This window comes from Sporosarcina sp. Y1009, assembly GCF_057669865.1.
The window spans coordinates 377,724-390,512 of the sequence record NZ_JBYHFO010000001.1 but is presented as its reverse complement, the minus strand read 5'-3'; the positions used below and the strand labels follow the sequence as shown (position 1 = coordinate 390,512).

At 38.1% G+C, this 12,789-nt stretch carries 14 protein-coding genes and 1 pseudogene; 9 read left to right on the top strand and 6 right to left on the bottom strand.

Annotation, left to right across the window (positions count from 1 at the left end; genetic code table 11):
- Window positions 1-82 precede the first annotated feature (82 nt).
- From AC25Y1_RS01855 to AC25Y1_RS01840, 4 genes are all read left to right on the top strand, one after another.
- Window positions 83-646 (top strand): TRAP transporter small permease, encoded by a 564-nt coding sequence (locus AC25Y1_RS01855; protein ID WP_488146229.1) that lies wholly within the window; start codon window positions 83-85, stop codon window positions 644-646.
- A gap of 33 nt (window positions 647-679) precedes the next feature.
- Entirely contained in the window at window positions 680-1,999 is a 1,320-nt protein-coding gene (locus AC25Y1_RS01850) for a TRAP transporter large permease (RefSeq protein WP_488146228.1), read from the top strand.
- A 396-nt stretch (window positions 2,000-2,395) separates the two neighbouring features.
- Window positions 2,396-2,653: a TRAP transporter large permease subunit gene (locus tag AC25Y1_RS01845; protein ID WP_488146227.1), complete on the top strand. Its 258-nt coding sequence runs from the start codon at window positions 2,396-2,398 to the stop codon at window positions 2,651-2,653.
- 311 nt (window positions 2,654-2,964) lie between these two features.
- Window positions 2,965-3,726, top strand: a complete 762-nt coding sequence (locus AC25Y1_RS01840) for an IclR family transcriptional regulator (RefSeq protein WP_488146226.1) — start codon at window positions 2,965-2,967, stop codon at window positions 3,724-3,726.
- Window positions 3,727-4,378: 652 nt separating this feature from the next.
- Here AC25Y1_RS01840 and AC25Y1_RS01835 read toward each other — a convergent pair.
- From AC25Y1_RS01835 to AC25Y1_RS01825, 3 genes are all read right to left on the bottom strand, one after another.
- Window positions 4,379-5,272 (bottom strand): LCP family glycopolymer transferase, encoded by an 894-nt coding sequence (locus AC25Y1_RS01835; protein ID WP_488146225.1) that lies wholly within the window; start codon window positions 5,270-5,272, stop codon window positions 4,379-4,381.
- A gap of 92 nt (window positions 5,273-5,364) precedes the next feature.
- Window positions 5,365-5,520 carry a hypothetical protein gene (locus AC25Y1_RS01830; RefSeq protein ID WP_488146224.1) on the bottom strand — a complete coding sequence of 52 codons (156 nt, stop codon included), beginning with the start codon at window positions 5,518-5,520 and terminating at the stop codon, window positions 5,365-5,367.
- A gap of 46 nt (window positions 5,521-5,566) precedes the next feature.
- Window positions 5,567-5,959, bottom strand: a complete 393-nt coding sequence (locus tag AC25Y1_RS01825) for a hypothetical protein (protein ID WP_488146223.1) — start codon at window positions 5,957-5,959, stop codon at window positions 5,567-5,569.
- 258 nt (window positions 5,960-6,217) lie between these two features.
- Between AC25Y1_RS01825 and AC25Y1_RS01820 the strand changes: the two genes are divergently transcribed.
- Both AC25Y1_RS01820 and AC25Y1_RS01815 read left to right on the top strand, forming a co-directional pair.
- Entirely contained in the window at window positions 6,218-6,955 is a 738-nt protein-coding gene (locus AC25Y1_RS01820) for an FG-GAP-like repeat-containing protein (RefSeq protein ID WP_488146222.1), read from the top strand.
- 76 nt (window positions 6,956-7,031) lie between these two features.
- The gene (locus AC25Y1_RS01815) at window positions 7,032-7,262 is read left to right on the top strand and encodes a hexameric tyrosine-coordinated heme protein (RefSeq protein ID WP_488146221.1); all 231 of its coding nucleotides are present in this window, start codon (window positions 7,032-7,034) and stop codon (window positions 7,260-7,262) included.
- 122 nt (window positions 7,263-7,384) lie between these two features.
- Here AC25Y1_RS01815 and AC25Y1_RS01810 read toward each other — a convergent pair whose 3' ends face one another.
- A complete protein-coding gene (locus tag AC25Y1_RS01810; RefSeq protein WP_488146220.1) occupies window positions 7,385-7,618 on the bottom strand; it encodes a hypothetical protein in 234 nt (77 codons plus the stop codon).
- 454 nt (window positions 7,619-8,072) lie between these two features.
- Here AC25Y1_RS01810 and AC25Y1_RS01805 point away from each other — a divergent pair, with 454 nt between their 5' ends.
- The gene (locus AC25Y1_RS01805; protein ID WP_488146219.1) at window positions 8,073-8,741 is read left to right on the top strand and encodes a hypothetical protein; all 669 of its coding nucleotides are present in this window, start codon (window positions 8,073-8,075) and stop codon (window positions 8,739-8,741) included.
- Between the two features lie 93 nt (window positions 8,742-8,834).
- On the opposite strand, the gene AC25Y1_RS01800 is transcribed toward AC25Y1_RS01805, so the two are convergent.
- Window positions 8,835-9,359 (bottom strand): hypothetical protein, encoded by a 525-nt coding sequence (locus tag AC25Y1_RS01800; protein WP_488146218.1) that lies wholly within the window; start codon window positions 9,357-9,359, stop codon window positions 8,835-8,837.
- A 209-nt stretch (window positions 9,360-9,568) separates the two neighbouring features.
- Between AC25Y1_RS01800 and AC25Y1_RS01795 the strand changes: the two are divergent.
- A pseudogene (locus AC25Y1_RS01795) lies at window positions 9,569-9,787 on the top strand (hypothetical protein); the annotation flags it as partial.
- A gap of 97 nt (window positions 9,788-9,884) precedes the next feature.
- Here AC25Y1_RS01795 and AC25Y1_RS01790 read toward each other — a convergent pair.
- Window positions 9,885-10,454: a hypothetical protein gene (locus AC25Y1_RS01790; protein WP_488146217.1), complete on the bottom strand. Its 570-nt coding sequence runs from the start codon at window positions 10,452-10,454 to the stop codon at window positions 9,885-9,887.
- A gap of 214 nt (window positions 10,455-10,668) precedes the next feature.
- On the opposite strand from AC25Y1_RS01790, the gene AC25Y1_RS01785 reads away from it, so the two are divergent.
- Window positions 10,669-12,729, top strand: coding sequence for a S9 family peptidase (locus tag AC25Y1_RS01785; RefSeq protein WP_488146216.1), 2,061 nt, complete (start codon window positions 10,669-10,671; stop codon window positions 12,727-12,729).
- Window positions 12,730-12,789: the final 60 nt, after the last annotated feature.

Below are 12,789 nucleotides of genomic sequence, written 5' to 3'. Positions count from 1 at the left end.
TTTTAAATTTACAGGAATGAAATTTAACTTATACAGATTGTTTAATAACTTTCTTCAATTAAGATTCAAGGAGGCATGAAATGTGGGTAGTAAACAAACAAACTTAAGTTTGTTTCAAAAAGGGTTGAAAAGTGTATTTAAAGCGATTTCTGCTATTGAGATTTTTTTACTCATCATAGCAGGGACAAGTCTGATACTCATACTTAGTAGTATTATGTATGGCGTTATATCCAGATCCTTTTTCAATGCATCGGTCTTATGGGTGAATGATTTGGCTGGCTATTTAGCACTTTATTTAGTGTTTTTATCTGCTCCATGGGTATTAAAACACGGCGGTCATGTTCAAGTTGATCTGATAACTGCGAATCTAAAAGGGATGCAACTAAAAGTGAATACATTTATAATCACTTTGGTTTCTGGAATTAGCTGTGCGTTTTTCTGTTGGTTTAGCTTTAAGATGACCCTTAACTTTTATCAAAGAGAAATTGTGATAATGGAAAGTGTTTCTTGGCCCAAGTACATTTTAATAGCCCCTATTGCCGTAGGAAGTTTATTCTTATTAATACGATTTTGTTTGATCATGATACAACTTTTCTATCGACATGATGTAGATAGCGAAGATATACATGAAAACCCAACGACATAAATTATTTAATAGCAAAAGGAGTTGGACTTTGATATGGAATGGTATTTTGTCATACTGTTGTTTTTTGTCCTGTTATTAGTTTTTATTTTCTTTGGATTCCCAATTGCTTTTGCTTTTTTAACAATCAATATTATTTTAACTACCATTTTTATCGGTTTTACAACAGGGATGTCAAATTTAGTAAACAGCTCATTTGATGCACTTACAAAGTTTTCACTCACGCCAATTCCATTGTTTATTCTTATGGGGGAAGTATTGTTTCACTCCGGGTTGGTGATGAAAGTTTTAGATGGATTATCCAAATTTCTAGGTAAAATTCCAAGTCGTCTAAGTATACTTACATTAGGTACGGGCACTTTACTTTCGGCAATGAGTGGTTCAGCGGTGGCAGATGCTGCAATGCTCGGTTCTACATTAGCCCCCGAGATGAAGAAAAGGGGATACCACTTGAAAATGATCGTGGGTCCTATTGTGGCTGCTGGATCTCTGGCTTTAATCATGCCTCCTAGTACAACAGCAATACTATTAGGAAGTACAGCTAGAATTTCAGTTGGTGATTTATTAATTGCAGGTATTATACCAGCATTACTAATTGCTATCATTACAGTGATATATTATTTGGTTCTTGGATTCATTACTCCTTCTTTGGCTCCTGATTACGAAGTGCCAGCCTCAAGTTGGCGTGAAAAAGTTCGTTCATTGATTGTAGATATTTTGCCGGCATCTACACTAATTATTGTAGTCCTAGGATTTATTTTTTTAGGGATTGTTACGCCAACGGAATCTGCCGCTACTGGGGCACTTGGTGCAATTATTTTGGCCTTATTTTATGGAAGGTTAAATAAATCTGTCATGCAAAATGCTATCTTAGGTACTCTAAAAGTTAGTAGTATGATTTTACTCATTTTAGGTACTTCCGCTGGGTTTAGCCAGTTACTTGCATACACCGGTGCAACAAGAGAGTTAGTAGATTTAGTTCTTGTTTGGGATATATCTCCTATGATAACAGTCATTTTCATGTTGCTTATTATTTTTATTTTAGGGGCATTTATTGATCCAATCTCTATAATGATGATTACTATCCCTTTATTTATACCCGTAGTGATTGCATTTGACTACGATCTAGTGTGGTTCGGTGTATTAATGCTAATTAGTTTAGGGTTAGGAAACATCACACCACCATTTGGTTTGTTACTGTTTGTTATAAGGGGTGTGCTACCCGATTCAGTTCCAATTAAAGAAATCTATAAGGCTGTTATCAGTATTGTTGTCATACAAATAGTTGTAATCATACTTATTATGGTATTTCCAGACATAGCAACTTGGTTACCTTACCTAGGAAGGGACACCTAATGAAGTTTACTAGTATTGGGGACGAATTACCTTTATAAGGTGAGCGAAAGTGTAATAGCTTAAAAAATGAATTAGATTGAGATTATGTAAACGATTTAGAGTGTTTAAAGCACTTATGTTTGAATATCCGGAAATGGGGGCTTCAATTTATATACTGCACGTAAAACATCCGAATATTGAAGGAATTGGTTGACCAATTCAGCTATGGGCATTATTTAAACCGATTATTGTACTTGGTGGAATTCATGCAGGTTTTTTACGCGGCCAGTGTCGTCGACAATAACGATTGCTTATGCTTTTTTAAAGGAGCCTTTATATGTAAGGATTTAAAATGGAATGGTGTATATGCTAGTTTAGTTGAAACCCTTAAAATAAACAGTGTTATACTTGATTTGATTGGCCTATAAACTGCATTTGTTGACGGTTGAACATGTACCCGTTAAGATTGCGCAACATATGTTAGCGATATCGGATAATCCAATTGATATTTTAACGCCTATATTACTGCCTATAGCTGTACAAATCGGACTAGATCCTATTCATTTTGGCGTAATCAAGATTCTTAATTTGACGATTGGATATATTGCATCACCTGTGGGTGTAAGCCTTTTTGCTGCTTCTGCTATTGGAAAGTGTCGTTTGATGAAATCGTAAAAGCTGTTATCCCCATGTTTGTAGCGATAGTTATTTGTTTGTTAATAAAGAGTGATGTGCCACAGCTGTCATTATTTTCCCAGAATTTATTTAAATAAATAATCATGGAGCGTGAGTGATTTGATAAATCATGTATATCAGCCGGAAAAAGTGTTAAGACATTGTGATGATTGGATTAAACAGATCGCTAGAGTTAATTTTGCCATGATAATAATCGACAAGACCCTTAAAGCTTTACATGCTATATCTAAAAATGGACTTGTTAAAGAAAACCTTATAATTGGTCAATACAAAAGTAGGATTATAAAACTATGAACAAAGTTGTTGACGATTCCTCCTCGAAATCACAGGGAGTCCAGTCTATAGAGATTGCCTTTAATATTTTGGGCTGTTTTAAAAATCAAGCTTTATCTGTAACAGAGTTATCTAAGCAAATGAATATGTCCAAAAGTAGAATTCATAAATATCTAACCAGTTTTACAAGGTTAGGTGTGCTTGTGCAAAATAAGAAGGATTCAACTTATTCAATGGGAACAAGATTAATTGAACTTGGACAACATGCACTTCGACAGTATGATATTATTTCGATTGCTGAACCTTTTCTTAGAGAATTAAGTAATCAGTTAAATCAGTCAATTTATATCGCTGTTTGGAGTGAAGAGGGTCCAGTGGTTGTTAAGCATTTGGAAAGTAAAAATCCAATAAATATAAATGTTCGGGAAGGAGTCCCTTATCCATTATTAATGAGTGCAGCAGGAAAATGTTTTGCAGCCTTCATGCCTTCGACACAAGTTGGGTCTTTAATTCAGCAAGAAATTGTACAATATGAACTGAATGAGGAAACAGTAGAGGAAGAGCTAAATAAAATTAGGCAGGATTACCTTTCCGTCCGTAAGACACAATTTTCGGGGGTGCCTGGAAGTACGGCGATTGCAACCCCCATATTTGACTATAACAACAATATTGCGGCAGCTATTTGTATTATTGGGTTTACTGGAGAGTTTGATCATGATGTGAAATCTAAACATGTAGCTAAGTTAAAGGAATCCGCAAAACAAATATCAAAGCAATGAGCTTTAATTTATTTCTTACCTGAACCTGCTAATCTAGTTTCCGTTATAAAGAACTAGGGAGACAAAAGCGATAACAATGGTTAAAATTAAAAATGGATGTTAGGCTAAGTTATTTATTCTGTTGATCAGAGATGCTCAAACAATCATCTTATTGCAAACAAGTTAGTTTAAATCTGCGGTAATTTAACCAGCGCCTATTAGAGACTCTGCTGAATGAAGTTAAAATTCCCTTTTTACGCATGATACAACTGCGTGACTAATGTACGTTTTCAAATAAACCGAGTTATTCGAAAACCATCCTTCAAATAACTCGGTTTGTTGTTCATTTATCGGTTGTCCGAAGAAAAAACCTTGAATACGAATGTGAAAATGTCAAAAGGTTAGGTTGGTAGGTAGGATACAAATATAAGGTCACAGAGAGAAAAATACTCGAAAAGGTTATATCACCAAAACCGAACCGAATTAGGAAGGGATGTTACACATCCCTTTTCATTTAGCCCTAAATTCTTTCAATCCTTGTGGGTTTCGCCTCTGTCTTGAACGAAATCCCAGCAATCGTCCGCGAACTTCTCTCAACTTCCTGAACTCCGCCCAATCCCACCCAACAAAAAAAGAACCAAGGCCGCGGCCTTGGTTCTTTCCTTCTCAATCCTTAAAGCTCTAAATGCTCTTGCAATTCAGCCTTAATACCATCCAACTCAGCATCATTCATCATATAATACCAAACGCTATCTATCGTCTCACCCGTACCTTTTTCGATAATCAGCTGATCGACTTTGCTAGCCGCACTGCGGTAATTCTTTTGGACATCGACCATTTCGTCGAACGTCAGATTCGTTTTGACGTTGTCGCCGATTGCGCCGAAAATGCTCTTGTAATTTACCAAACTACTTACAGATGCGCCTTCACGTAACACGCCTTGGAGTACTTGTTTCTGACGATCTTGACGCCCGAAGTCGCCACGTGGATCTTCTTTACGCATGCGAACGAATGCAAGTGCTTCGTCACCATCCAATGACATACTACCTTTTGGGAACGTGTAATTATCCACTTTGAAATCCAATGCGTTGTTCACATCAACACCGCCGACAGCATTAACGATATCTTTAAAACTATCCATATTCACTTGTGTAACGTAGTCAATTGGAATATCGAGCACGTTCTCGACGGTGGCCATTGACATTTCAATGCCGCCGAATGCATAAGCGTGGTTGATCTTGTCATTAATGCCTTTTCCAACAATCTCCGTATATGTATCACGGGGGATACTGACCATTTTTGTTGAATTTGTTTGAGGATTGACCGTCAAAACGATCATCGTATCGGAACGACCAGCGTCACCTTCACGTGCGTCAACACCAAGTACGAGCATGGAGAAAGGTTCCTGACCCTTGAAATCGACAGGCTCAACACGCATATCCGATATTTCACGGTCAATCGGGTCATGTATGTCCTTTGCCGTTTTCGTCAAGTCCATATAAATCATTACGCCATAACCGACGATACCAAGTACTAGAACGCCGATAACCCAACAATCCACGGCCATACTTTTTTCTTTTTCTTTCTATTAACTCTACTCATCTTCTATTCCTCCATCAGAACTATTAAGCAGTTTTCAGCTTAAATAGTTTATGTCTTCTACTTGGCTATAAAATAATCTATTAGCGTATTTGCCCAAATTTCGGCACCGTCACTATTCGGCATACTATTGTCATCTGTAAAATCGAGTAATTCATCAGAGTCCTTATCTGACCATTCACTCCAGTGATTGATAAACGGAATGCCTTTTGCCACTGTGAAATTTTGCAGCGCACTCACTTGTGTTGGATAATAGGTACGCCTAGTGAATTGGCTGTGGCGGTTGTAGAACGATGACAGCGTCTTCCATATCCGATTGCAATTTTTCGAGGAATAAATTAACATGTTGATGCTCGTCCTCAATGACGACGATTCCGTTGTTATTTAACGTAAATGGTTCAAATAAAACGACATCAAATTCCTGAGCAAAATCAATTTCATCACTTAAGTTTTCTACGAATAAATCAGAAGTCCCATCAATGGCCTCTATCGTTACATTCACAAAATCACCGTACGCCTCTTCAAGAGCAGTCTTAAGTCGTTCGGCATAACCCGGTTCGCCGCTCTCCATCGCGGTTGAACCGACAATTAGAAAGTCAACGCGTTCTTCGGATTCCAATCGACTTCGGAAAACATCCTGAAAATCAGGTACCACTGTGCGAAAAACTATTTCGACAATACACTACAATTGTATAAAGTAAAAAGAGGAAGTCGAATACGACAGCGTCTTTTCGACTTCCTTTTAACTTTTTATTCAAATCCATGAATTGTCATAATTCAACCACGCACAGGTACTTTGATCCTATTCAAAGTCGTGAATTTTCCTGATTGAACCTGGCACAGATGCTTTTATTATCACCAAACCGCCTAATTGAATATGCTGATATAAAAGATTAGGTAGGAGTGGTAAAGCGTGTATGCAAATAATCCAAATCTCGACAGACAACCAATGATTATAAGCGGTGCCTATGGAGATGTGAATGGTGACGGGACAGTGGATTACGTCTATTTGACTGCAGTCAAGTCGGCGGATCCATCCAGTCCCTATTTAGAGCAGATTACCTTAAATATTCAAGACGGTGCAACAAGAAAAGTCTATACCATTGCGCTAGACGAAAATGGGAATTCGGGTTATCAGCCAACAGTGTTTCTAGGAGATTTTACTAGGGACGGCATTATGGATATTTTAGTTTCCATTCAATCAGGCGGATCTGGTGCGTTTACGTATAATTATATTTACTCTTTCGGTAATAATCAGGCTAGGAAATTGTTTGATTATAATCAATATAATGAGGAGAATCAGTATACCGTCACCTATTTGGATTACTATCAATTAAGTGTACAAAGTTTAGCAACAGGTCAAACATTTCTACTTGCGATTGATGGAAGAGGTTCCGAGTATCTATCGCAAATCTATAACCAAAATGGAACTTTAAAGGAACCAATTACAGGTATGGCTGATGGGGTTAGCGGATTCTATCCAGTCGATATGGACCAAGATGGTGTGTTTGAAATACAAGCTTATCAAAAGATTAGCGGGCTTTATCATGCAGATTCATTTGGATATGTCATCAATACATTGCAATGGGATGGTCAAAAGTTCGCCATATGGCAACAATGGTTAGCGATTTATGGGAACGATCCAACCTAACAAAGCTGTTGTAAAAACAATCACTTGCAGGTTTGCATACGCTATCAATAGTATCTGTGCAAAGGAAGTGAACGACATGTCGAACGCCCAGCTGCAAACGCTGCGAACAAAAACGCCAGAAGAAGGATATAAATTAGCAGTTAAGCTCGCAACAAAGGCGATAGAACTTATACAACCTTCAGAGGATATTAGGAAAGTAATACGACCAGTTTATTCTAGAAATGCCGACAATTTGATAGCAGCTTCACAAGTTATCGCCATACATTTTCAAACAGTTGCTTTTGCTAATAACTATTGGCATAAGTAATTACTTATTTATTGAGTGAGGCCATTGCTAATATAAAAGTACACAAAATCCCCTTGTTTGAATCGAAGGGGATTTTGTTCGTCATATTCTAAATGTCTGAGTGATCTACTAAAAGTTATCATTTACACTTCGGAATAGACAAACCGCTTATTAGCGAACTCGTTGCAATTATACTCAATCCACTTTGCCATTTCTCTTTCGACAGCCCTATTTTGCCATTCAAACCAGACCCCTTCACATTCGCTACAATGGCTTTCTACGCCAATATTATTATTTAAATCTCTATGCGTAAAAAGTGTAGTTTTGCGACAGATATAGCAAAATGCTTTTTTATCTTCATAATATTTAATTGACAAGACTATCAGCTCCTAACTGTAAACTCATTATTTCCAAGATTACGTAATTTAATTCAGGAAACTGACAATCTCTTATGCTTTGTGTCAAGCTTTCTATTGGGAAGCATTCAATGATGTTGCGTATATGTGTAGGAAACGATCACGTCATGTTAATCCCGGAATATTCATTTCCACTGGTACATCATAATCCATAAAAGCTTTGTCGATTAATTCTCGGAAAATACCATCGTAATAGTGTGTAGTGTGTGATCGGTTTTTGATTGTAAGGCTGTTTGGTTGCCTTACCCTTGATAGCGTAAGGGCGATAGACGGGTGGACATGTCCGTCTGGTCATATAGACTTTTAAATAAAAATGGGGAACCTGCAAATTAACCAGTTATTTGCAGATTTTTTAATTTTCTGGTTAAAACATATTGATATTTGGGAATGGATGAGAAAGGAGGAGGTGGATTATATGGATACGTTTTTATATTTTCTTTATGCTGCTTTATATGCGGTCTTATTAATCTGGGGAATATCCGGCATTAGAAAAACGGATTTAAGAAAATGGACCAGTGTAATTTATATTGTCATATTGCCGCTTATTTATGATAACTTGATACTGGCCACAGGGAAGTGGATTGGCGAAGGGGAGTTACTAGAAAGCTTGAATTTCGCTCGTTTTTGCTTACACGCTTTAATCACACCTTTACTGGTGATGTATTCGGTAGGTACGTTACGGGAAAGTGGAATTGAATGGGCACAGAAAAAGTGGCTGGTCTTAGTAGGGCTTCTTTATACGGTTGGTTTAATCGTATTCGAATTCACGATAGAAGTTTTCGGGTTGGAACTTGAAGTCGTGAAAGAATACGGCGTCGTCAGCTATTCAAATATAGCAGAAGCGACAGGTCCACCGCTTATGGTGTTACTCGTTACACTGGTTCTCATTATAGCAAGTGCGATCTTATGGAAAAAAACGAAATGGACAGTTTTCTTTATAGGTGCCGTCGTGATGACGATTGGAAGTGCTGTACCTATAAATGTAGAGAGTGGCGCAGTGACAAACGCATTTGAGTTATTTTTGATATTTACATTGATTTGGACGAAAAGAAAGTTGATGACAAAACAGTTATATGTTAAATAGGTACAGTGGAAAATTATACTATTGTCGTGTATTTTCTTGCAAAGACGCCTAAAAAGCCGTCATCAAATTAAAATTGATGATGGCTTTTAGAAATTATAGTCCTGTAAGTTCTTTTATAATCTCTTGCCGATAATCTTCACTGCCGATTAATTTCGATTCGAAGGTATTCAAATTATGACTGATCATTATGCTTTTCCAAATGCTTAAGTCATCTGTCAAAAGAACAATTTCTATTTTATTGCCAGTGTGGTCTTCTGCATACATGGCGTCGTTTAGGATGAATGCAGTGGATCCACCTTTTGCACCTATATGGGCAAAACGTTTATGATTATCTTCATTCATTTCCATTGGCCATTCGAGTAAATCTCTAACCGTTTCGGCGGCTACTGCTGAAAGTTCATCATTAGAAATGACTGCCAATAGCTTTCCATAATCAGTGGCTGAAGCTCCGATTAAACGATCTGACCAGACTCTTTGCAAGTCGAGAGACAGTCCGAAATTATGATTCTCAATATTGATGGTGCCATCTTTTATTTCTGAACTTAATTCTATGGCTAAATCTCGATACGTCTCCATGGGCATTTTTTCAAGCTCTTTTATTAATTCTTTCTCCTTCATTTTTTCATCGTTAATTAGTGTCAGGTACCTGTGCGGGACAGTATTCGGACAATACACAAAAATTGCATAAATATAGAGTGGGAATACCGACTATATAACACTTTGTCGATATCTTTTTGAGTTTTTATCCGAAAACAATGAATATTCTTAATTGAAATTTACACAGGTACCTTTCACTCTTTGTCCATTATAAGGGGGCTGAGCAGGATAACGCTGTCATTGAAAGTATCTTTTCTCACTTCAAAACCGAGTTTGATATTCATTATTCTCTGGATAATTATACACAAGCTAAAATCGACTTACTGGCCTTCCGCGGCTACTTTAGCAATGAGAGAAGCCAAAAACGTTTAGGCTATAAGACACCAAAAGCCTACTTAGAAGCGCACTTAGTGTCTCAAGTTAGTGTTTTAACTGCGTCCGAAATATAGGGGGCAAACCACAGGTACCTAAAATTGGTACCTAAAATTAATGAGAGATTGGTAATAAAAAAGTTGTGCCCTAATCCTAATAAGCACGCACAATTTTTTAGCAACTCCTAAAGTTTACTGACGGGAACACGATTGCATCAATTGACCTAGTATATACAGAAACACTCTCAATATTTTCTTCAGCTAAAGGTCTACGTTCAACTGTAATGCGGTAATTATATGTGCCTGGTACAGCAGGCACATCCGTCCAGGTAAGATTAGGAGTATCAGTAATAAAAGCAGTTTCCCCATTTTGTTTCACCTGACTGGTATTAGTTAAAGAGATACCTGTTAATTGAGTTGTATCTCTAAATAACCTATATACTAGCTCAAAACCATAATTTACACCGGAAAACCCCGATATAATTTGTGTGAAAACCATAGAATCCAGTCTTACTCGTTCATTAGGAGAATCTAAAGTAACGTATACTTGTATAACTTCTATAGTAGAATTTGTTGGTATTTCAACAAATGAAATGTCTTGATTAAAAAAGTATTTAGGACAACATGAGGATGAAGGTCCCTCTTGAGGTATTTGAGATACATCTATTCCTTTTAGTACTTTTGATACTGGAACACCACATGGTTTACAACGGCTGCATGAACAATTCTTTTTACATGAACTCAAAAAAGCACCTCCTTTTTTCACGACGTTTACTAGTAGCTTATTCAAATTAATATTTTTTGCTTGTACGCTAAAAACTTTATCTAAATGTATAGAAAGAAGGAGTAGCATTTGATAAGCCAATTTTTTTATATACAGACAGAACTTAATGTCGAAATAAAAGAGGGTTTCCCGAACGATGTCACGAAAATAATACATAGACCAAGAGGAGGCGCTTATGAAAATACCTATAGCAAAACGTATACCACATATGCATGATTTACATAATGATGTGCGTGAAGATGATTATTATTGGTTAAAGGACCAAAGTAATCCAGAGGTCATTGAATATCTAGAGGCAGAAAATCAGTATTACGATGAAATGATGCGACCATTAACGGGTAAAACTGAAGAAATTTATCAAAGCATGATTGATCGTGTTCCAGATTCAGAAGTAAAAGTGCCGGTGCAGCATGGACCATTCTTTTACTATTCCCGTTTGGACAAAACCAAGCAATATCCTATCTATGCACGTAAGCAGGCGGCAAATCGCGAGCTTCTGACTGAGGCTGCGGAGGAAGTCGTGCTCGATCTAAACGAGATGGTCGAGGAAGATGATTATTTAAGTGTGACACTACAACGAATAAGTACAGATCATAAACGACTCGCTTATTTGGAGAACCGTGACGGTACAGATAGGTATACGATTCATATCAAGAATATGGAAACAGGCGAGCTTCTGCCGGACCAGATTCCGAATGTGTTTTTGTATGGCAGTGTGGAATGGAGCCGATGCGGTGACTATATTTTTTACACGACCGTAGATGAGCACCAACGTCCATACCGTTTATGGCGACACCATTTAGGGAGTGAAGTCGAAAGTGATGCGCTAATCTATGAAGAAGAAGATACGACGTTCACTTTATTCATCAATAAATCGCAAAGCGGAAGATTTATTTTCGTACATTCTGGTTCATCAACGACGAGCGAAATTCGTATGCTAGATGCGGATTCACCGTTATCCGCTTTTCAACTGTTGGAAGCTCGGCAAAGTGGTATCGAATATGATGTTGAACATTGGGGAAATGACTTACTTATCCTGACAAATGAAGGCGCACCGAATTTCCAGTTACTGCGCAGTCCACTGGATGATATTCAGTCACGAGAAAATGTTATTCCGTATAGTGATAACCTTTATCTTCAAAACATGTACCCGTTCCGTGACAAACTCCTTGTCACAGGAAGGGAGAATGGATTAACGCAAATCTGGATCCTGCAAGACGGTAAATTGGAGGAAATTAGTTGGGATGAGCCACTTTATACGGTTTCGGTTTTATCGGATCAAAGCTATGAGACAGCGGAGGTATTGATTCAATATGAGTCTTTGCTGACGCCGAAAACAACTTATGGGCTGGATTTGCAAACTGGAGAGAAGCGCGTTTTACAAATTGCACCTGTTAGTGGCGGCTATGACCGTTCCAAGTTCCGTCAAGAACAATTGTGGGCGGTTGCAGAGGACGGGGTCAAGGTGCCGATGACTGCCGTTTATCTTGAAGGGGCACTTGAAAATGGACCGGCACCGCTGATTTTGTATGGGTATGGATCTTATGGCGCAAACAGTGATCCTAATTTTAGTCCGTATCGCTTCCTGTTACTGGAACAAGGCGTTATATTTGTCACCGCGCAAGTACGTGGGGGTTCCGAAATGGGACGGCATTGGTATGAAGATGGGAAAATGCAGAACAAACGAAACACGTTCACAGATTTTATCGCAGCAGCGAAACACCTAATTGACGAGAACTACACAACGCCAAGTAAAATGGCGGCGAGTGGAGGCAGTGCGGGCGGTTTGCTTGTCGGTGCGGTTGCTAATATGGCCGGCGAACTGTTTCAGGTCATCGTTCCAGCAGTCCCGTTTGTCGATGTTGTCACTACGATGCTTGATACGACGATCCCACTGACTACACTTGAATGGGATGAATGGGGCGACCCACGGGAACCCGAGGATTATTTTTATATGAAGTCCTATAGTCCATACGACAATGTGGAAGCAAAAGACTATCCACATATGTATATCACAACCGGCCTGAATGATCCAAGAGTCGGCTACTGGGAACCAGCCAAGTGGGTTGCACGGTTAAGATCATTAAAAACTGATGAAAACAACATTGTACTTAAAACAAATATGGGGGCAGGCCATTTCGGTGCTTCAGGCCGTTTCAACCACTTAAAAGAAGCCGCAGCTTCCTATGCTTTTATACTTGATAAGCTCGGTGTCGATACAACAGATAAAAAATAAGTTTGAAAAAAGGTTTTACGCAATCTAGGTAAAACCTTTTTTCTGATGTTTATTTAAATG

Excerpts from the sequence above, each read along its gene's own strand:
- AC25Y1_RS01850 (WP_488146228.1), top strand. The coding sequence starts at position 680 with ATGGAATGGTATTTTGTCATACTGTTGTTTTTTGTCCTGTTATTAGTT.
- AC25Y1_RS01840 (WP_488146226.1), top strand. The coding sequence starts at position 2,965 with ATGAACAAAGTTGTTGACGATTCCTCCTCGAAATCACAGGGAGTCCAG.
- AC25Y1_RS01835 (WP_488146225.1), bottom strand. The coding sequence starts at position 5,272 with ATGGCCGTGGATTGTTGGGTTATCGGCGTTCTAGTACTTGGTATCGTC.
- AC25Y1_RS01815 (WP_488146221.1), top strand. The coding sequence starts at position 7,032 with ATGTCGAACGCCCAGCTGCAAACGCTGCGAACAAAAACGCCAGAAGAA.
- AC25Y1_RS01805 (WP_488146219.1), top strand. The coding sequence starts at position 8,073 with ATGGATACGTTTTTATATTTTCTTTATGCTGCTTTATATGCGGTCTTA.
- AC25Y1_RS01800 (WP_488146218.1), bottom strand. The coding sequence starts at position 9,359 with ATGAAGGAGAAAGAATTAATAAAAGAGCTTGAAAAAATGCCCATGGAG.
- AC25Y1_RS01785 (WP_488146216.1), top strand. The coding sequence starts at position 10,669 with ATGAAAATACCTATAGCAAAACGTATACCACATATGCATGATTTACAT.